This is a genomic window from Pseudoalteromonas sp. Bsw20308, from assembly GCF_000310105.2.
Classification (GTDB): Bacteria; Pseudomonadota; Gammaproteobacteria; order Enterobacterales; family Alteromonadaceae; genus Pseudoalteromonas; species Pseudoalteromonas fuliginea.
Map to the genome: position 1 here is coordinate 2381587 of NZ_CP013138.1, position 21821 is coordinate 2403407.

Annotated in this window: 15 protein-coding genes; 7 read left to right on the top strand and 8 right to left on the bottom strand. The window is 40.0% G+C overall.

Annotation, left to right across the window (positions count from 1 at the left end; genetic code table 11):
- Positions 1–3 precede the first annotated feature (3 nt).
- Together D172_RS10240 and D172_RS10245 are read right to left on the bottom strand one after the other, a co-directional pair.
- The gene (locus D172_RS10240; protein WP_007375453.1) at positions 4–2556 is read right to left on the bottom strand and encodes a glycoside hydrolase family 3 protein; all 2553 of its coding nucleotides are present in this window, start codon (positions 2554–2556) and stop codon (positions 4–6) included.
- The gene (locus D172_RS10245) at positions 2556–3830 is read right to left on the bottom strand and encodes a sugar MFS transporter (RefSeq protein WP_007375454.1); all 1275 of its coding nucleotides are present in this window, start codon (positions 3828–3830) and stop codon (positions 2556–2558) included. The genes D172_RS10240 and D172_RS10245 overlap by 1 nt, the downstream gene beginning before the upstream one ends.
- A gap of 258 nt (positions 3831–4088) precedes the next feature.
- Here D172_RS10245 and D172_RS10250 point away from each other — a divergent pair, with 258 nt between their 5' ends.
- From D172_RS10250 to D172_RS10260, 3 genes are all read left to right on the top strand, one after another.
- The gene (locus D172_RS10250) at positions 4089–5417 is read left to right on the top strand and encodes a GH1 family beta-glucosidase (RefSeq protein ID WP_007375456.1); all 1329 of its coding nucleotides are present in this window, start codon (positions 4089–4091) and stop codon (positions 5415–5417) included.
- A 46-nt stretch (positions 5418–5463) separates the two neighbouring features.
- Positions 5464–6792, top strand: a complete 1329-nt coding sequence (locus D172_RS10255; RefSeq protein ID WP_007375457.1) for a glycoside-pentoside-hexuronide (GPH):cation symporter — start codon at positions 5464–5466, stop codon at positions 6790–6792.
- A 283-nt stretch (positions 6793–7075) separates the two neighbouring features.
- Entirely contained in the window at positions 7076–8080 is a 1005-nt protein-coding gene (locus tag D172_RS10260) for a LacI family DNA-binding transcriptional regulator (RefSeq protein ID WP_007375458.1), read from the top strand.
- Positions 8081–8144: 64 nt separating this feature from the next.
- Here the strand turns inward: D172_RS10260 and D172_RS10265 are convergent, their stop codons facing one another.
- Positions 8145–8813, bottom strand: a complete 669-nt coding sequence (locus tag D172_RS10265) for a DUF2987 domain-containing protein (RefSeq protein ID WP_033022979.1) — start codon at positions 8811–8813, stop codon at positions 8145–8147.
- Positions 8806–9612, bottom strand: a complete 807-nt coding sequence (locus D172_RS10270) for a glucosaminidase domain-containing protein (RefSeq protein ID WP_007375460.1) — start codon at positions 9610–9612, stop codon at positions 8806–8808. The genes D172_RS10265 and D172_RS10270 overlap by 8 nt, the downstream gene beginning before the upstream one ends.
- 248 nt (positions 9613–9860) lie before the next feature.
- Between D172_RS10270 and D172_RS10275 the strand changes: the two genes are divergently transcribed.
- Positions 9861–11153, top strand: coding sequence for an anti-phage deoxyguanosine triphosphatase (locus D172_RS10275; protein ID WP_007375461.1), 1293 nt, complete (start codon positions 9861–9863; stop codon positions 11151–11153).
- 78 nt (positions 11154–11231) lie between these two features.
- Here the strand turns inward: D172_RS10275 and D172_RS10280 are convergent, their stop codons facing one another.
- Entirely contained in the window at positions 11232–13388 is a 2157-nt protein-coding gene (locus D172_RS10280) for a prolyl oligopeptidase family serine peptidase (protein ID WP_007375462.1), read from the bottom strand.
- Between the two features lie 167 nt (positions 13389–13555).
- Here D172_RS10280 and D172_RS10285 point away from each other — a divergent pair, with 167 nt between their 5' ends.
- Positions 13556–13870, top strand: coding sequence for a DUF962 domain-containing protein (locus tag D172_RS10285; RefSeq protein ID WP_007375463.1), 315 nt, complete (start codon positions 13556–13558; stop codon positions 13868–13870).
- A 518-nt stretch (positions 13871–14388) separates the two neighbouring features.
- The gene (locus tag D172_RS10290; RefSeq protein WP_007375464.1) at positions 14389–16959 is read left to right on the top strand and encodes a TonB-dependent receptor plug domain-containing protein; all 2571 of its coding nucleotides are present in this window, start codon (positions 14389–14391) and stop codon (positions 16957–16959) included.
- A gap of 81 nt (positions 16960–17040) precedes the next feature.
- Here D172_RS10290 and D172_RS10295 read toward each other — a convergent pair whose 3' ends face one another.
- The 3 genes from D172_RS10295 to D172_RS10305 all read right to left on the bottom strand — a co-directional run bounded on the left by D172_RS10295 (position 17041) and on the right by D172_RS10305 (position 20326).
- Positions 17041–18099, bottom strand: a complete 1059-nt coding sequence (locus D172_RS10295; RefSeq protein WP_257721345.1) for a branched-chain amino acid aminotransferase — start codon at positions 18097–18099, stop codon at positions 17041–17043.
- A gap of 134 nt (positions 18100–18233) precedes the next feature.
- On the bottom strand, positions 18234–19286 hold the full coding sequence (locus tag D172_RS10300; protein ID WP_007375466.1) for a fatty acid desaturase family protein: 1053 nt from the start codon (positions 19284–19286) through the stop codon (positions 18234–18236).
- Positions 19283–20326: a flavin reductase family protein gene (locus D172_RS10305; RefSeq protein WP_007375467.1), complete on the bottom strand. Its 1044-nt coding sequence runs from the start codon at positions 20324–20326 to the stop codon at positions 19283–19285. Before D172_RS10305 ends, D172_RS10300 begins: the two co-directional genes overlap by 4 nt.
- A gap of 266 nt (positions 20327–20592) precedes the next feature.
- Here D172_RS10305 and D172_RS10310 point away from each other — a divergent pair, with 266 nt between their 5' ends.
- Complete coding sequence (locus D172_RS10310; RefSeq protein ID WP_007375468.1) at positions 20593–21768, top strand: PQQ-dependent sugar dehydrogenase; 1176 nt, start codon at positions 20593–20595, stop codon at positions 21766–21768.
- Positions 21769–21821 lie beyond the last annotated feature (53 nt).

Here is a 21821-nt window from a genome sequence, read left to right on the forward strand (position 1 = left end):
AAACTACTTACAAGAGAGCGTAGCCTCGCCTGCCATATTTGGCAAAAACTGAATATTAGCTACAGAAATTGATGTTTTACCATTACTGCGTAAGCTAAATGGGCTTGTTAGGTTTGCAAAGTTAACACCCTTATCAGCAAAACAACCTAAATCGATTGATACTGACTGCCATTTATTTTCAATAGCTTTGTCCACTACGTTTGCTAAATCAATGCTTGCACCACATTCACCTGAGCAAGTCATAGCAAGTGCTATATCGCTCGTTAGTACTTCGTTTAATTTAATATCAAAGCTAATCACACTGTTTGCTTCAACGTAGGCAATGGTATCTTCTGCAAAGCTTGTTACTATTTCAGCACTGGCTTTTTCTGCACCACTGAAGTTAAATTGGCGCGCGTCTTCTTGTACTATTTTGTCCTCAGTTCGGTATTTAATTGCACCAAATTCATGGGTACTACTCGATACATCTAAAAGCTCATCGCCCGATTTTAACAATAAGCGCCATGGTGCTACAGGTGCACCAACAAGTATATCCATACTCGTAAGCCCTGAGTTATCAAGTTTAGAGTCTTCATCAAGGTCGTCAGCTAGCACGTTTTTATCGCCATACGTTAAACCAAAACCATAAGGAAGTAATGGTTCGTAATTTTCATCGCCTTTATTAACCGCAGTTTGTACCGCCGATTTAGGCCAAGAAAACGATAGCTTACCTTTAAAGTTATTTTGGATGGTGCCGTCTGCCGCTTTTAATAAAACATCAGCAATACCTGCACCTTCTGTACCAGGTAACCATGCAGCCACAAACGCATCAGATGCGTTAAGCTCGCTGTTAACCCACATAGGTCGACCTGATATAAACACCGATACAACAGGAATACCTTGCTCTTTTAGCGAGCTTAAAAGTGCTAATGACTTTTTATTTCCGCGCTCAAACTCAAGGTTATCTTTATCGCCGTGCCCTTCTGCGTAAGGTTCTTCACCAAATACAACAATGGCAACATCAGGACGTTGTTCAAACGTACCATCAGCACTTAAAGTAACACTTCCACCTGCTGCAGATATTTGCTCTTCAAGCCCTTTGTAAATTGACGTTGCTCCAGGGAAGTCTGCATTTTTATTATTAGTCCCTTGCCACGTAATACTCCACCCACCCGACTGTTTACCTATGTTATCGGCACCATCACCTGCAACAAGTACGCGTTGATTAGCTGCGATAGGTAATAGGTTATTTTTATTTTTAAGTAATACAAGCGACTCGCGCACAGCTTGACGTGCTACTTCGCGATGCGCTTGCGCGCCAATAAGCTCTGTTTTACCCGAGTAAAGACGCTTAGCCGGACTTGGTTTATCAAATAACCCAGCGCGTAACTTAACGCGTAAAATACGTGCAACCGCATCATCAATGCGGCTCATACTTATTTTACCTGCATTTACTTGTGCAATTGTATTTTCATATAGCGGCTTCCACGCGCCTGTTGGCACCATAAAAATATCAAGGCCAGCATTTACCGCTTCTGGGCAGCTTTCGTTAGTACAGCCTTTAATTTGCCCATGGCCGTTCCAATCACCCACTACAAAACCATCAAAACCCATACGTGTTTTTAATACATCTGTAAGTAAGTATTTATTGCCGTGATTTTTAACGCCATTCCAGCTATTAAAAGACGCCATAACAGATTGACTACCCGCCGACAAACCACCTACGTAACCTTGGGCATGAATATCAAATAGCGACTGCTCGCTGTCTATATTATTTCCCTGATCATCCCCATCAACAGTGCCGCCATCGCCAATAAAGTGCTTAACCGTGCTAATAACGCGCTTATCACTTAAAAAGTCGCCATCGGCTTTACCTTGCAATCCATTTACAATCGCTGCTGAGTAATCGTGAACAATTTTTGGATCCTCAGAATAGCCTTCGTACGTTCTGCCCCATCGGTCGTCTCGTACTACTGCTACAGTGGGTGCAAATACCCAATCTATCCCCGTAGCCATTACTTCTACTGCGGTAATAGACGCTATTTGCTCTATTAAATCTGGGTTATTAGCCGCGCCTAAACCAATATTATGTGGAAAAAGTGTCGCGCCAATTACGTTATTATGACCATGTACTGCATCGGTGCCCCACATAGTTGGAATTTTGCTGCCATCCACAGAGTCATCAATAGATGCTTGATACATTTTTTCTGCAAGTGCAACCCAATCCTCTGGCGTTGCATGCTTATCGCCATTAGGAAAAGCACCACCGCCATTAAGGTAAGAGCCAAAACCATATTTGCGCATGTCTTCAACGGTAATATCACGGATTTCTGGTTGAATCATTTGCGCTACTTTTTGCTCAAGCGTCATATTTTCTAAAAACGTGACAATTTGAGCTTCAATAGCAGGGTCTTTTTTTACTGCAATTGAAAGCTTTGGCCAAATTTTCTCTAGCTTTGATTGCGCTTCAACATTTACTTTTTCAACATTGCTTTCGTTAGTACATCCGCTTAGTGCAGTAACACTTCCTACTAACGTTGCAATTGCTAATGCATTAAGTTTAAAAGTCGTTTTCATTATGATGGCTCCTTCACTAATACTGTTTTGCTGCCTCGTAGGCCGTAAAAAACAATGAATATGTAACATAAAATAGGTAAAACATACGAAAGTTGAACACCCACACTATCAGCAAGCGCACCTTGTAAAAGTGGCACTATTGCACCACCTACAATCGCCAAACACAAAATACCAGAGCCTTGAGCGGTATGCTTACCAAGTCCATTTAACGCTAAACTAAAAATAGTTGGGAACATAATAGAATTGAATAAACCAACCAATAGTATTGACCACATTGCTAATTGACCCGACGTGCTCATGGCAATAATGACTAAAATAATAGCCATGGTTGCGTTAAAGCCAAGTACTTTACCTGCGGGTAGTTTTTGCATTACAGCAGCACCAATAAAACGCCCAACCATAGCACCACCAAAATAATAAGTGATGTAATGAGCTGCAACATTTTCTTTTAGCCCTGCTATATTTTCTTGTGCTAAAAAGCTTACTAAAAAGCTACCAATTGCCACTTCTGCGCCAACATACATAAATATACCCACAGCACCTAATACAAGATGGCGATACTGCCAAGCACTGCCTTCAATTGCCTCTGATTTTTCGGCTTCTGCTTTTTGCTCGCTCATAATGTCTGGCAATTTAAGCCATGCAAAAATACCAGCTAGTAAAATAAGCATTGCAGCTAAAAGGAGGTAAGGAAGTTGAACTGATTCTGCATTTTGAGCCGGTGTTAAAAAGGCATCTGACGCTGAGTCCAGAATTAACAGTGCTCCAAATGATGGCGCAACTGTAGTGCCTAACGCGTTAAAAGCTTGAGTAAGCGTTAAACGAGAAGACGCTGTTTTTGCAGAACCCAACAAACTTACATAAGGATTAGCAGATACTTGTAATAACGTTATGCCACTGGCAAGTACAAATAAAGCGAATAAAAATACAGGATAACTATGTAAAGACGCTGCTGGGTAAAATAAGACACACCCTACTGCCGCAATTAAAAGCCCAACCACGATTCCTTTTTTATAACCAAGCTTTTTAACAATGTGTCCACTAGGGAGTGACATTAAAAAGTAAGCGCCAAAAAAGCAAAACTGCACAAGCATTGCTTGTACATACGTTAAATCGAAAACCGCTTTTAAATGCGGAATCAAAATATCATTTAAGCAGGTAATAAAACCCCACATAAAAAACAGTGAAGTTAAAGATGTAAGTGCAAAACCATAGTTTTTATCTTGGTGGTTTTGCGACTGTGTGTGTGATGTCAGTGGTGCTGAACTAGCCATGTGCTCTCCGCAATTTATTATTATAAATTGATCTTCAGTAAGTAATTAATACAAACCCCGCTAAGGCGCAGTATTTAAGAGTTGACCTGAAGATTAATTAACATTAATCTAAAAATGTAAGCGCTTTCACGACTAATTAAATACGAACATGTTACATATTTCAACAACTTTTATTTTTAATAATGTTTTGTACCCGCTGAAAGTCAGTAAAAATAAGCGCTAAGCGTGCAATTAAGTTCTCAAAAAGGTTTGTAACCAATGACAAAAATATCATTACCATTTAATTCACCTCTATTAACAAAAGACTTTGTTTATGGTGTAGCTACAGCATCATTTCAGATAGAGGGCGGATATGAGCATCGCTTACCGTGTATTTGGGATACCTTTTGTAGTACTGCAGGTAAAATTGCTGACAATTCACATGGTCATATTGCCTGCGATCATTACAATAATTGGCAACAAGACATAGATTTAATAGAGTCTCTAGGTGTTGATGCTTACAGGCTTTCTATTTCATGGCCTCGCGTGATGACTCAAGACGGAAAGTTAAATCCTGTAGGCGTTAAGTTTTATACTGATATTTTAGATGAGCTAAAACGAAAAAATATAAAAGCCTTTGTTACTTTGTACCACTGGGATTTACCGCAACACCTTGAAGATGAAGGCGGCTGGCTCAACAGAAAAACAGCTTACGCATTTGAGCAATACGTAGAACTAATTACTAACGCATTTGGAACACGAGTGTATTCTTACGCTACATTAAACGAACCCTTTTGCAGCGCGTTTTTGGGTTACGAAATTGGTATCCATGCCCCAGGTAAAGTGGGTAAAGAATATGGTCGTAAAGCAGCGCACCATTTATTATTAGCCCACGGACTCGCTATGAGCGTATTAAAGCAAAACTCGCCTAATACTTTAAATGGCATAGTGCTAAACTTTACGCCGTGTTATAGCCTAACTCAAAGTGATGAAGACTTAAAAGCCACTGCATTTGCAGACGACTACCTTAATCAGTGGTATATCAAACCAATAATTGATGCCCAATACCCCGATATAATTAATCAATTACCATTAAACCATCAGCCTGAGATTCTTGAGGGCGATATGGAACTAATTTCTCAATCTATTGATTACTTAGGTATTAACTTTTATACCCGCCAAGTTTATAAAGCGCACCCTACTGACATTTATGAGCCTATTGCACCTACGGGCCCGCTAACTGATATGGGGTGGGAAATTTATCCGCAATCGTTCACTGACTTGCTCGTATCGCTTAATAAAACATACACCTTACCGCCTATTTATATAACCGAAAATGGTGCAGCAATGCCCGATACGTATAATAATGGTGAAGTTAACGACTTAGACCGTTTAAGTTATTATAATACTCATTTAAACGCGGTTCATAATGCAATTGAACAAGGTGTTGTTATACATGGCTACTTTGCTTGGAGCTTAATGGATAACTTTGAATGGGCTGAAGGCTATTTAAAACGTTTTGGTATTGTGTATGTAGATTATAAAACCCAGCAACGCACTATTAAAAATAGTGGCTTAGCTTATAAAGAACTCATCTCTAAAAGATAAAAGCATACCCATAACTAAAAACAAGTATAAAGCGGGATAAATAATCATGGTCAGTGTAAAAGAAAAAATAGCGTATGGCTTAGGCGACACCGCCAGTAATATTATTTTTCAAACAGTTATGATGTTTTTAATGCTGTACTACACAGACGTAGTGGGTTTATCACCCGCTGTTGTCGGTACTATGTTTTTAGCAGTACGTATTTTTGATGCCGTAACCGACCCATTAATGGGCAACCTTGCTGACAAAACACATACGCGCTGGGGGCACTTTCGCCCCTACCTACTTTGGCTTTCACTTCCTTTTGCCATTATTAGTATTTTAGCGTTTACCACACCTGATTTAGAAGGCACCGATAAAATAATTTACGCCTTTACTACTTACACACTACTTATGGTGGCTTACACCGCTATCAATATTCCTTATTGTGCACTGGGCGGTGTACTTACAAGCGACGCAAAAGAGCGCGTGACTATTCAGTCTTACCGCTTTGTATTTGGTATGTTAGGCGGCGTAATAGTAGCGGGTTGTACTATGCCAATGGTTGAGTACTTTGGCCAAGGCGATGCAGCTAAGGGCTATCAATACACCATGACTGCAATGAGCATTTTAGGCTTTGTACTATTTTTACTTTGTTTTTTAGGCACAAAAGAGCGTATACAACAGCCAAAAGAGCAAAACATTCCTTTTGCCCAAAGTGTTAAAGCATTAATTAAAAACGATCAATGGCGAACGCTTTGCTTAGCGGCGTTCTTTTTACTTACCGGTCAAGTATTAAGGCTTACGCTTGCTGTTTACTACGTAAAATACTATTTAGGTCGAGACGATTTAATCACCTTATTTATGACACTAGGCGTTGCAGCAAGCATGGTAGGTTGTGCTTTAGCTCAACCGCTTGCAAAGCGCTTTTGTAAAATAAAAGCCTATATAAGCTTACAAGTTATTGCTGCCGCTATTTGTGGTTTTAGCTACTTTATTAGTAAAGATCAATTAGTACTCGCATTTACTGCCTTTATTTTATGGAAATTCTTTTTAGATATGGCAACCCCGTTGTTGTGGGCCAAAATGGCCGACACCATAGATTACGGGCATGAAAAAACAGGTGTACGCATTACGGGTTTAGTTTATTCAGGCGTCATATTTTTTATTAAAATGGGCGTGGCGGTAGGCGGCGCAATTGCAGGCTGGTTGTTATCTTTTTACAGCTATCAGGCCGATGCAGTACAAACACTTGATACTCAACACGGTATTTTACTTTCATTTACTGTCTTACCTGCTTTTGGATCTTTATTTGTTGCCTACATAATGAAAAAATATACACTGACTAATCAGGTTGTTGAAAATATTCAATCTAAACTAACAACTAGGGTCTGTTGATCTTTCAAGGTTAAATTTGCAGCAGTCTGTTTGGTATTTAGGCAAGGCAGAGCCTATGTAGTGTGGTTATTCCCCATAAATGGGCGATAACGTAGCATTAATGCCAAACAGGCGCAGCCCAAAGGGTTCTTTCTAGGGGCTATTTACTCTTTGTTGCTCGGTTTTTACTTAGCCCACTAGGTTACAAACCTCGCGCCGCGATTAAATAGCCCCTAGTTTGAACAAATTTTAATCCGCAAAGATCAACAGACCCTAGTTAAGGATAAGCGAGTGAACAAATAACATGGCAACAATTTATCAAGTCTCAGAGCTTGCGGGCGTATCGTTAGCCACCGTTTCTCGCGTGATGAACAAAAATACCCGTGTAAGCGATAAAACCAAACAAAAAGTGCTTGATGCCATGGAGCAGCTTGGCTACAAGCCTAACTCAATAGCGCAATCTTTAGCCTCTAACTGTACTAACAGTGTCGGTATTTTAGTGTCTGAGTTACATGGTCCTTTCTTTGCCCAAATGATGGCAGGTATTGAGTCGGAGCTTCGTGCTGCGGGTAAACACGTTATTATTACCACCGGGCACAGTGAAGAAGACAAAGAACAAGAAGGCATTGAGTTTTTAATTAGCAGACGCTGCGATGCTATTATTTTGCACGTTGAAGCCGTTTCAGACGACTACCTAATAAAACTAAGTAAAGGCTCTACGCCCGTTTATTTAATGAGCCGTTACGTAGAGCAATTAAAAGATAACTGTATCAGTTTAGATAATCAATTAGGTGGCTACCTAGCCACTAAATCGATATTAAATCAAGGCCATACACAAATAGCGTACATTGCAGGTCCGCAGTTTAAAGCCGATGCTTTTAACCGCTTAGAGGGTCATAAACAAGCACTCACAGAGGCTGGTATTAAATTTGATCCTGCGCTTTATTACATTGGCGATTTTAACGAAACCGGTGGTAGTGAAGGCTTAAAACATTTTATTGATGAAAAGCTCAGCTTTACTGCACTAGTGTGCGCCAATGACGAAATGGCTTCCGGTGCTATGAAATATGCTCGAGAGCACGGTTATAATTTACCAAACGATTTATCGATTGTTGGATTTGATAACGTTATTTTTGCAAACTATCTGTACCCTACACTCACGACCATAGATAATCCGGTCGGGAAAATGGGCGAAATGGCCGCTAAATTAGTGCTTAAAGATGTTTATCAAAATAAAAACCTTGTTATAAATCGCTTTTTTGAACCCACTTTAATGCAGCGCGATTCATCTGCACCACTTATTAAATAAAGACTAAAAGCAAATACTAATTTTGGTACAAAAAAAGCGGCTAAATGCCGCTTTTGTATGTGAGCTACTTAACAATCCAAGGCGTTACTTTAATAACCTGCGATATATCACCAAGTGCTGCGGTATCATCTTCCCAGCTATCTTTAACTGCAAAGTAACACACTGACTTTTCACACGTTATGCTCTTATCATCAAATTGCATTGGGCTTTTAAATGTAACTGCTACGCCCTTTTGCTCTGGTAATAAAAACCACATTAATTTACTTACAAAAAAGCCCGACAGATCAGTTAACAGCTCATCAAGTTCTTCGTTAATGGTATATAACGACTGCTTTGAAAGCGCTAAACCTTCAAGTTCATTTGCTTCTATTTGTAACTTTAATTGGCAATCATGTTCAGGGTTTTGTGGCTGAACAACAATCACCGCTTTATCGCTATCAAGTTGTTTATCGAACGGTAATAGTAGCTGTGCTTTATCGGTAAAGTTGAGCGGATACTCGTTTTTTTCGGTTAAAATAGTACCGCTTTTTATTGCGCACGCTTCGTTAGTTGCTATATCACTTATATAAAAGTTAACTCGCGCATATTGAAAATCGCCTTTGTTAACTACCTTTAAACGATCGTAAAAACCGTCGTACGACATCACAAATTCTCTCGCATTGGCGTTAAATACAGTCGTACTAAGCAACAACAACGAGATAACACTCGCGCAATTTAGAATACGTTTATTCATCAAAGTAAGCTCTATTTTGGTTGATCATAGTGTTCAATTCTTCAATGTACGCTTCACCACGTTCAGAATATGACATTAAACCCTGCGTTAGTTTTGTCGCCTTGATCTGCTTTTGTTCAAGGCGTAAATTTTCGCGAATCGCGCGTAAATCTTTATAAGCAGGATGCGTGTTGATATTTTTAAAGTAAGAATTTATAGCCGCTCTTACCGACTTAAACGCAGCCACTTCATGCACAGCACCTGTATTACGGCGTCTTGGCACCATGCCACAACCTTTTGAATAACACCACTGACCAAAAAAGTTAAGGCCAATACGTGCAAAACGCGATGTGCCCCACGCAGATTCATTCGCTGCTTGCATAAGCGCTAATTCTTTAGGAATTATATCAACACGACGTAGTGCTTGTGTAAGTATTAGCGTATCAATCGTGGTTGGTAAGCCGTACGACTTTAAAATTTTAACAATATCTTTGCTTTGTTTAGATTGCAGTGGCTCGTTATCCTCAAGCATCATGCGTGCTATTTCAAGCTTAGCGCGTTGCTGTAGTATTTTTTTATTTTCGGCTTCAACGTGCGGACGAATAAAGCTAAAAAATGCATGTTTTTTTTCTTTAACATCACTAAATTCTGAAAACTTTGGCAGTTTTACATTATGTAATGGTTTTTCTTTTTTCTTCACTTTTTTTGGTTGTTCTGACGTTTGTTCTTCCGATTCAACATCGTCACTTTGTATAAACGGATATGCAAGCGCCCATACAAAAAACACGGTTAGTAAAAGCTTAAAAATCGTTTTTAACATGTATTCTCTCTTTGAAACAACAACTATGCATGGTTTATACACAAGCATACGAAGGCGCATTATACCTAAGCCACTTTATAAACGCGAATAACTGGGGTTTGATAACCTTTTACGGTTGAATCTTCAGCAATGTATTTGGGTTTTAGATAAAACAGAGCCTATGTAGTGCATTTGTTCATTCGCAATTTATAAGTCCATGGGTATACTGAGCAAAGTTTAATAATATTAACTATGTGTGAGTAAGCAGTATGGATAAACAATGGCAAAGCCGAATAATAGAGCAATATAAACATCGTCCTAGCGATAACCGCTCGCCGTGGCAGGTCGATCGTTCGCGTATTATTCATGCAGCTGCATTTAGGCGTTTGCAAGCTAAAACCCAAATTATGGGCATTGGCCTAAACGACTTTTACCGCACTCGCCTTACCCATTCTTTAGAAGTATCGCAAATTGGTACCGGCATATTGCGCCATTTAAAAGCGCAACATAGCGACTTTAAGCACTTTCCATCAACTGGACTGCTAGAAACACTGTGCTTGGCGCACGATATTGGCCACCCGCCTTTTGGCCATGGTGGTGAAATAGCGCTAAATTACATGATGCGCGATCATGGTGGTTTTGAAGGTAACGCACAAACACTGCGCATAGTTGCAAAACTTGAGCCTTACAGTAATGGCCACGGTATGAACCTAACTCGTCGTACTTTATTAGGATTTATAAAATACCCCGCGTTTATTAATACGCTTTGGCATACCATTCCCGATGCAACAACAGGCCGTGCATTTATTAAAGCTGATGATTGGCGACCTGCCAAAGGGTTATACAACGACGATGCAACCATATTCAATTGGATAGTAGAACCACTGAGTCAAAACGATAAAACATTGTTAGGTAACCATGCCGCTATTGATAAGTACCGCGCTAAAACAATGTATAAATCGCTCGATAGCGCCATAATGGAACATGCCGACGATATAGCATATGCGGTACACGACTTAGAAGATGCCATTGCAACCCACGTACTCACATTAGACGATTGGCAAACCCATGCTCTGCCCCATTTAAAAGCACTAAACTTTGACTGGCTAAACGACATGCTTGAATCGCTGACCCAGCGCTTGTTTTCAAAAAATGATTATGAGCGAAAAGATGCCATAGGTGAGCTGGTTAATACCTTTATTATTCATATACATTTGGATATTCAAAACGATGACTTTGAATGCCCTATTTTAAAGTACACCGCTAAATTAGATGCCCAATACGACAGTGTATTGCAAATACTTAAGCATTTTGTGTTTCAACGTTTAATACGCGACCCCGAAATGCAACAAATAGAGTTCAAAGGTCAAAACTTACTAATAGAGTTATTTACCGCGTTTGCTAGCGATCCGCTGCGCTTATTGCCCGAAACAACACAAGCACAATACATAGAAGCACAAAAGCAAAACCAAGGGATGCGTATAATTTGCGATTATTTGAGCGGAATGACCGATGAGTACGCTTATAAAACGTATCAACGATTGTTTTCACCTATGCAGTAGCAATACCAATTCTATTAAAAAGGCCGAGGAAATTTAATTTACTCGGCCTTTTTAGTTTTATATTTTGTTAAAGCGCTTTTATAACGACTCTACACCCATGTTGTATAGCGTAAAACCAAATATATCAGCGTACTGCTCAATCGTTTTACTGGTAGGTGTACCTGCACCATGCCCCGCATTTGTTTCTATGCGAATAAGCGTTGGATTATTACCTGTTTGCTTTGCTTGAAGCTCAGCGGCAAACTTAAACGAATGCGAAGGGACAACGCGGTCATCATGATCGCCGGTTGTGATCATAGTCGCTGGATACTCAACACCTGCTTTTACATTATGAAGTGGTGAATAACCTTTAATGTATTCAAATATTTCCTTGCTTTGCTCACTGGTACCGTAGTCGTATGCCCAACCAGCGCCTGCTGTAAATGTATGGTAGCGCAGCATATCAAGTACACCTACAGCAGGTAGAGCCACCTGAAATAAGTCAGGGCGCTGCGTCATCACTGCGCCAACTAACAAACCACCATTAGATCCACCGCGAAGTGCTAAACGCTTTTTAGATGTGTACTTTTTATCTTTTAAGTACTCAGCTGCGGCAATAAAGTCGTCAAACACATTTTGCTTTTGCAATTTAGTGCCTGCATTGTGCCAGTCTTTACCGTACTCACCACCACCGCGAATATTAGCAACGGCGTACACGCCACCTTGCTCAAGCCATACTGCATTAACGGGGCTAAAGCTTGGCGTTAAACTAATATTAAAACCACCGTAACCGTATAAAATTGTAGGGTTTGAACCATCAAGCTTAATGCCTGTTTTATAGGTAATTACCATCGGTATTTTAGTACCGTCTTTTGATGTGTAAAACACCTGCTCAGACGTGTAATCATCACTATTAAAATCAATAGCCGACTTACGATAAACACCCGATTCACCCGTAGTTACGTCAAACGTATAAGTAGTACCTGGTGTTTTGTAGTTAGTGAACGAATAATAAAGCGTTGTTTGATCTTTTTTACCGCCAAAACCACGTGCTGTACCCACGCCTGGCAATGTAATTTCGCGAATTAGCTCGCCTTTTTTGTTGTACTGTTTTACCTGCGAAATCGCATCAACCATGTAGTTTGCAAAAAAGGTATCGCCGCCTTTTGTAAGGTTTAGTACGTTTTTGGTTTCAGGAATTAAATCAACCCAATTTTCTGGGCTTGGGTTGCTTGCATCAACTGTCACTACTTTTTTGTTTGGTGCATTAAGGTTAGTAACTAAAAATAGCTTGCTGCCTTCGTTATCAATCACTGATGTATCTGAATCAGTATTTCCAACAACCGTTACAAACTCACTGTTTTGCTTTGTTAAGTCTTTTATAAACAGCTTATTACCTGAGGTTGACGTACTAGCTGAAATAAGTAAGTAGCGGCCGTCATGAGTTACATCAGCGCCTACATAGCGATGTTTCTGCTCATCAGTTTCACCAAATACAACACTATCAGCAGATTGATCTGTACCTAACTTATGGTAATACGCTTTATGCTGATCTGTTTTAGCCGAGAGTTCACTGCCTTTAGGTTTTTCGTAACTTGAATAATAAAAACCTTCGTTGCCAAGCCACTCTATGCCACTAAATTTAACGTCAACAAGCGCTTCTTCAACTTGCTCTTTAGTATGTGCATCAATAACTATAATTTTACGCCAATCGCTGCCACCTTCAGATATTTGATACGCGAGCAATGAACCATCTTTTGAAAACGATAAACCCGACATAGACGTCGTACCATCTTCACTAAACTTGTTTGGATCTAAAAATACTTCAACGTCGCCGCCATCTTTACTGCGGTACAAAACATATTGATTTTGCAGACCATCGTTTTTATAAAAATAGGTGTAATCACCTTCAGTAAAAGGAGGGCCTATTTTTTCGTAATTCATTAGTTTTTCAAGGCGCTGCTTTAACTTATCGCGATAAGGTATTTGTTCTAAATAAGAAAACGTTAAATTGTTTTGCGCTTTAACCCAATCAGCAGTTTCGCCGCTCATATCATCTTCAAGCCAACGATATGGATCCGTCACCGATTCTTCAAAGTAAGTGTCTACCACTTCACCTTTTTTAGTCTCTGGGTACACAATTGTATTTACTTGTTTCATTGATACTTTTACTTCTTCTTGAGTTACTGTATTAGTTGGCTCTGAACAACCGCTAAGTGCCATAAGTACAGCACATGTTAAAGTTTGCTTAAACATGGTGAGTTCGGTTCTTATTTATTATTAATAGCATAAGAAGTTATTAACTTTTAATTCTTTTGTCTATTAAGATGCGTTCAATGCTATTTGTCGTTGTAAACAAATGTAAAGGTGCGCTTTAATAGCCCACAATCTTCATAAAATAAAAAACAATAAAAGAGCACGCAATGCAAAGTACAAACCCCACATTTAAAAGTTTTAAAGCCTTCTACCCTTATTATTTAAAAGAGCACCGCAACGTTATTTGCCGCCGCTTACATTTTATAGGAAGTACACTGGTTCTTGCTGTAAGCGCAATAGCATTAATAAAACAACAATACAGTTTATTATGGCTATTACCTGTTATTGGATATGGGTTTGCGTGGGTCGGGCATTTCTTTTTTGAAAAAAACCGCCCTGCTACTTTTAAACACCCTTTTTACAGTTTGTGGGGAGATTGGGTAATGTTTAAAGATATGCTTGTAGGAAAAATTAAATTTTAACACTATTTTTAGCACTCTTTTTTATACCAATTACTTATAAAAACAAAATTACTTCATGCTTTAGAGTATAGGTTCTAATAAGTAGTACATAATTTATAAACCACTCATTAAATGTTAATTTAGTTAACATTTAATGGGTGGTTTTGTATTTTACATTTTTTAAAAATATTTATAGCTCAACAGCTGTTTATTGCCAGCCCAATAAAAACGGCTTCCTACTCTCAATTAATTAAACCCATCAACCTCATCTTACCAGTTAACTAAACGTTAAATTTAACTTTTAAATATAATTCATTATTCATCAATTACTTAGCAATCACCTTAGCTATATAACTAAAACAATGGTCATTATAAAAAACAACCAAATGTAATTATAAAAATCCCTAGATTAATTGAATGTTATTCAATTGACTGACTTTGTTAATTAAGTATATGTTCAAAGTAACAAAGAGGTTTACCCACTTTTTTGTATAAAAAAATAGAATAATTCAATGGGTTTCGAATGAGGGAAATAGAACATGAATAAAAAGCCATTATTTCAATTACAGACATCGGTACCACAAATATTACTCGCCATGAGCGCCTCTGCTGCACTACTGGGTTCGCTCTCAGTAAATGCTGCAGAGCAAAACACCAAAGCAGAAGAAAATATTGAACAAATAAGCGTCATAGGCTCTCGCCGATTAGGTCGTACAGTAGAAGATAGTTCAGTGCCTATTGATATTATAGGTGCTGATGCACTTAAAAATTCAGGCTTTACTGAAACGAATGCCCTGCTTAGCAGTTTATTACCAAGCTTTAACTTTCCGCAGGCATCCCTTACAGATGGTAGCGACCATGTGCGCCCTGCCCAACTTCGTGGCTTAGCACCCGATCACACACTAGTGCTTGTTAATGGCAAGCGCCGCCACAGTAATGCACTGCTTAACCTAAATGGCTCAACGGGTCGTGGTTCATCATCGGTTGATTTAAATGCGATACCAGCAAATGCTATTGCCCGCATTGAAGTATTACGTGATGGTGCAGCAGCGCAATATGGCTCTGATGCTATAGCCGGTGTTATTAATATTGTGCTTAAAAGTGCCAGCAGCGGTGGCTCGTTTTCAGCAAACTACGGCGCTAACGTTACTGAAATGGATGGTGTACCACAGCTAAAGTCAGTATCTGAAGGCAGTGATGGTGATTTAGCCTTTACCGAGGGTAGCGATCGCTCGTTAACCGACGGTCAAACATTAACCCTACAAGGTAATATGGGTTTTGAACTAGGCGATAATGGCTTTTTAAACATCTCAACAGAATACCGCGACCGCCATTCAACTAACCGCTCAGACTACGACCAACGTGAAAACTATGCACGATTAGAAGATGGCTCACTCGACCCACGCGAACTGACCGTAAATCGATATAACCATAATTTTGGTAATGGCGATGTTGAAGACTTCTCTATTTTTTACAACGCAGGTTACCAGTTAACAAACAACGCCGATTTATATTCATTTGGCTCTTACAGCAAACGTGAAGGCGAAGGCGGCGGGTTTTATCGTCGCGCAAGCGATAGTCGTAACGTAGAAGAGATTTATCCTGATGGTTTTTTACCGGTTATTACCTCAGATATAAATGACTTTTCATTAGCTCTGGGTGTTAAAGGCTTCGTAAGCGAATGGAATTACGATGTATCGGCCGTATATGGTCAAGATGCATTTGAATTTGGTGTTACCAACAGCTTAAATACTTCATACGGCCCAACTAGCCAAACAAGCTTTGATGCCGGCACCCTTACTTACGATCAACTTACCTTAAACGTTGATTTTAGCCGCGAAGTAGACGTCAGCTTTTTAGAAAGCTCTGTAAACGTAGCTGTAGGTGCTGAGTATCGCCGTGAAGGTTACCAAATAGATGCAGGCGAAGAAGCCTCATACGCACAAGGCACATTTGGCCCAGGCGGTGCAGTAACCGACCCTGTTGATGGCCCATTTGGCGCAGCGGGATCACAAGTTTTTCCTGGATTTACACCGGAATCCGAAGGTGATAATAGCCGTCATAACGTGAGCTTATATATAGACCTTGAAACTTACCTTACCGATGATTGGAACCTAACAGTTGCCGCTCGTTACGAGGATTACTCAGACTTTGGCGATACCGTTAATGGTAAAGTTGCAACTCGTTACTCATTAACTGAAGACTTAGCACTACGCGCCTCTGTTTCTACTGGTTTTAGAGCACCTTCTTTGCAGCAGCAATACTTTACCTCAGTGGCCACTGTATTTGTTGATGGTGAACCAACCGAAACAGGTACCTTTGCACCAAGCAGCGATGTAGCAAAAGCACTGGGCTCGCCGGGTCTAGATGCTGAAGAAGCCACAAACTACGGCGTTGGTTTTACATGGTCTACCGACTTTAATTTCAGCTTATCGGTTGATTACTACCAAATATTAATTGATGACCGCATTGTGCTATCAAACAACTTATCGGGCGCTGCTATTGAGCAACTTCTTGAAGGTACAGGCGCTAACCAAGGTCGTTTTTTCTTAAACGCAATTGACAGTAAAACGCGCGGTGTTGATGTTGTAGCTTCTTATAATGTAGCAACCGATGGTTACGGAGATGTTGCCTTTAACTTAGGTTATAACTACGGTAAAAATGAAGTTACCGATATAATTGACCCACCAGCAGCTCTGCAAGGTGCTGGGTTTGATCAAGACAACTTATTCTCTGGTAACGAACTACGTCGTTTTGAAGTAAGTACACCGCGTAATAAATACAATTTAAGTGCAACATGGAATATGGATCAATGGCGCACCACGCTTAGAACAACGCGTTACGGTGAAACACAAGACCCTTCAGATAACCCAGAACGTAACGAAGTGCTTAAACCTAAATGGATAACTGACTTAGATGTGGCCTACTCGCTTACTAGCAACGTATCGCTGAGCGTAGGTGCTAATAATATTTTTGATGTTTACCCAGACGCAACCCGTGAAAATGTTGACGATTTAACAACCTTCTCGCGTTTATTTGCTTACTCTAGCTTCTCAGCGTATGGATTTAACGGACGCTACGTGTACGGTAAAATAGAAATGAAGTTTTAATAAGCACAGCTTAAAGTAACCAAACACACAAAAGCCACCGATTAGGTGGCTTTTTAATGCGAGTTGCTATTAAATCTATAATTAGATTTTAGTTAACCAACCGTGTTTGTCTTCACTTTTACCCCATTGAATATCGTTCAATGCTTGGCGAAGGCGTGCAGTCGTTGGGCCTGGCTCGCCAGTACCTACTTTGTATTCTTTATCGTTATGAATAAACGTCCCCACAGCAGTTAGTACAGCTGCAGTGCCCGAAAGCGCCGCTTCAGTACCTGGTTTAGCAGCACGTTCTAGTAGCTCAGTAACGCTAAAGTTACGCTCGCTTACCGTCATACCTAAATCTTTGGCTATGGTTAAAATACTATTACGCGTTACACCATGTAAAAACGTGCTATCAAGCGCTTTAGTAATAATTTCGTTGCCATCAATAAGTATAAAGTTAGCAGCACCGGTTTCTTGTACATCGCCACCTGGGCAAAATAAAATTTGGTCTGCCTGATACTTAGTTCGTGCAGCACTAATAGGTGCTAGAGCACTGGCGTAGTTACCACCACTTTTTACCATTCCCATGTGCGGGGCGCAGCGCATGCCATCTTCTTCAAGCAGCACGCGCAGTGCAGTTGCACCACCGGCAAAGTAATCACCTACTGGCGATAGTAACGTGTACAAAAGCGAGCTCATTGATGGCGCTGCTGCTTTACCAATTGCCGCCTCAGTACCAATGTGTGTTGGGCGAATATACATAGAGCCCGGCGGTAATGGCGTTTCATCTGCGTATTCGCGCATAATATCGATAATCATCGTTTTTAGCATATCGCTGTCAAAACTCGGTAAGCTTAATAGCGTTGAGCTTTGTTGCATGCGTGCAATGTTTGCATCCATTCTAAAAAGATAAACAGAACCATCTTCATGGCGAAAGGCTTTTAAGCCTTCAAAACATGTACTTGAATAATGAAGAACGTGCGCACCAGCATGAAGTTCAAGTTTATCGGAAGGGACAATTGAGCTTTCGCTCCATTTATTATCAGAAAAACGAGCTTGAATCATCTGCGGCATAAACACGGTACCAAATGCGGCCATTTTAATCTCTCTTGTGTGGTCTATTTTCCCCCATTGTATGACAATCACCCGCCATTTAACCATAGCTAAAGTAAGGCTTTTTTAATTAACTATGAGAAATTTTTGCAAGTACTGTTTACTAATCAACCGCATTGGGTGCTATAAACAAAAAAATCGACTAATGCAGTTGCACTAGCCGATTCTTAAAGGTAAATAATTTACTTGAACGAATACCTAATAATACGTTTTAACACCGAGGTATACTGTTTAAAAAAGCTACCTGTATGGTAATCAATGCCGTGTTTTTTCAAAACGGCTTGTACTTGAGGTGCAACTTCTTGATAGCGCGAAGACGGCATATCTGGAAATAAGTGATGCTCTATTTGGTAGCTCAAATGCCCTGTTAAAACATGAAACCAATGCGACCCTTTAATGTTAGACGAGCCCAATACTTGGCGGTAATACCACTGCCCTTGGGTTTCGTTTACGCAGTCTTCTTGTTTAAAAGTTTGCGTTTCTTCAGTAAAGTGACCACAAAATATTATGGTCGACGTCCATAAATTACGGATTAAGTTTGCTACTAAATTCCCCGCCAATACCCATAAAAATAAAGGCCCTGCAAGTAACGGAAATATCGCATAATCTTTAATTAATTGGCGAGCGCCTTTACTAAAAAAGCGATGCTTTAATGTAGAGTGTGAAACAAGCCCTTCGCGGTTTTCTTTCTTTTTACCAATAAAAACACGCTCTGCTGCTAACTCGTGATACGACACGCCCCACTGAAATAACACACTTAAATTAATATACGTAAAAAACTGCCATACATTTTTAAAACGCCACTTAAAATCATCGCTTAAACGCAACAAGCCATAACCAAAGTCTCTGTCTTTACCAATAATATTAGTATACGTATGGTGTTCAAAGTTATGAACGCGATGCCAACTTTGTCCATCGCACGCTATGTCCCACTCATAATGTTGTGAGTTGAGTTGCTTGTCGTTCATCCAATCGTATTGACCATGCATTACATTGTGGCCAATTTCCATATTGTCTAAAATTTTAGCAAGCGCTAATAACAACACACCTGCAACCCACAATAATGGTTGAATAAAACCGAGCATTAGCAAAATTCGCCCGCTCCATTCACACACTCGCTGTTTGCGCACAACAGAGCGAATATAGTCGGCATCTTGTTGGCCTACTTTGCCAAGGGTGTCCATTTTAATGGCATCTAGCTCGCTTGCGAGCATGTCATAGTTAATGTTTTTCATAATTGTAACTCCAAATCACTAACAGGTTGGCTTACGCAAAGTTGTATTAATTGCTCGCCGTTGTCACTCAATTCACCTGTTTTTAAATTACGTACCACGCCTGACTTTTTAATACATTGGCATTGATGGCAAATACCAATACCGCAACCGCGTTTAACGGGGAGCTTTTTTTCTTCAAACTGAGTCAGTAAAACATCGTTGCCCGATACAACATGGGCACTAGCGTTAATTTTTACATTAAATTGGCTGTCGTCGTTTAAGGTAGGCAGCGCCAAACCAAAGGCCTCTTGGTAGTAATTTAGCTTATGCGTTTTAGCAAAATCGCTCACCGTTTGCATAAATGCTGCAGGGCCACAGCAGTAAATGTCTGGGTTTTCCCACGGCTTAATATTGCTGGTTATATCGCTTGATTGCTCACGCGTTAATAATAAAAACGAAAAATGCTCAAATTGCGCTGCCAACTCACTTAGCTCATCAACACATTGATGCTCAGTGGCTTTTGCGTAATACACTAACGACACTTTTTGCGTAGTTTGGCTTAAGTAATCATCAAGCATAGCCAGCATAGGTGTTATACCCGAGCCGCCTGCAATAAAAGTGGCTGGCGTGTGTGTGTTTTTAAAAACAAAGTCGCCGCTTGGCGCAGAAATATTGCACCACAACCCCGCTTTTAATGCACTGCTGAGTAAGCCTGTAAAGCGCCCTTGCGCATTTGTTTTGATTAGTAAGCGCACCAAACCTGTATTTTTAAATTGCTGAGCGCTTGAGGCCACGGTAAAAACGCGTGTTAATAATCGCCCATTAATTTCAACCGTTAAACTTATATGCTGCCCTGACGTATGTGCCTGCCATTGTTTGCTTGGCTTAAGTTGCACACTTAAAAAACCGCCATCAAGCACAGCTGTACTAACTACTTGCGCTCTAAACTGCCCTGCACGCCACGCAGGTTTAAACACCTGCATTATTGGCTCTATGTAGCCTGCAAAACTTTGATGGTGTAAAAACCATTTTGAAAATTGGTTTAATACTTGAGTCATCATGGTTAAATCTCTATCAAATCTTAATTACTTTGAACTTACACGTGTACGCCCAAACTTCAGCGCACAAGTGTACGCTCAAATTTTAAGTTTTCAACCCCAATAGAGTAATTATTCAATTTTTATTAGCGCAATTTGCTAAAACAATTTCCTGTGAAGAGGTAATTTTAAAATATATAAGTGTGTGTTTTTCATTCAACTCAACGCTTAACAAATTCATTTATGCCATGTTAAGGTTATGTAAGATTGAATTAATTTTGGAAGCCATAATGATAAATTTAAGGTCACATAACATTCACCCTAAACTAATAAGTGCAGGCTTAACCGTTGCTATGTTTGCTATTAATGCACCCGCAAATGCAAAAAGCGATTACGTAAAAAACTATAAACAGCTCGATACTTTATCGCTTAACGTTAACGCAGTAACAGCGGCAGAAGGAGTGGTTATACCTTGGGCTATTGAGCCTTTAGCTAATGGTGATTTACTAATATCTGAGCGCAGCGGAGCGTTATTTTTATTACCTAAAAATACCACTACGTTAACTAAGGTTTCAGGGCTGCCCGACATTGACGCTAATGGCCAAGGTGGATTGCTTGATTTATCACTACACACCGATAGTAAGCAAAACCAATGGCTGTACTTTAGTTACTCAAGTAGTGAGGGCAAAGGAAGCGGAAGTAACACCGCCTTAATGCGCGCCAAGCTAAATAGCGATCATACGCAGCTGTCTGATCAGCAATTGCTATACAAAGGCGAGCATAATAGTACCAAAGGCCAGCACTACGGCAGCCGTATTGTGTTTGATAATGAAGGTTATGTTTATTTTTCAATTGGCGATCGCGGCTCGCGCGACATAAACCCGCAAGATCTCACGCGTGATGGCGGTAAAATTTATCGCTTACACGAAAACGGTAATATCCCAAGCGACAATCCGTTTGTTAAACAAAAAGATGCAAAACATGCGGCATGGTCTTATGGGCACCGTAATCCACAAGGCATGTGGTTTAATAATCAAAACAATATTTTATGGTCTCACGAGCACGGACCACGCGGCGGCGATGAACTTAATATAATAAAAAAAGGCGCTAACTACGGATGGCCTTTAGTAAGCTATGGCGTTAACTACAGCGGTACCAAGTTTACCGACCTTAAAGAAAAAGACGGCATGCAATCGCCCGCATTACACTGGACCCCTTCTATTGCGCCATCCGATATGTTGTATGTAACGAGTGATAAATACCCAAAGCTTAAAGGTAAGCTATTACTAGCATCAATGAAATTTGCATTCATTAGCGCACTAGAGCTCTCAAAAGGTAAGGTTGTTAAGCAATATAAAATACTCGATGGAATTGGCAGAGTACGCAGCTTAGCCCAAAGCAGTAATGGTTTTATTTATTTAGGTATTGATGGGCAAGGTATTAAACGCCTAGAGCCAGAAATGTAAACATTAGCACTAGAACCAGAACTAGCACACAGTACGTTAATAATTACACCGTG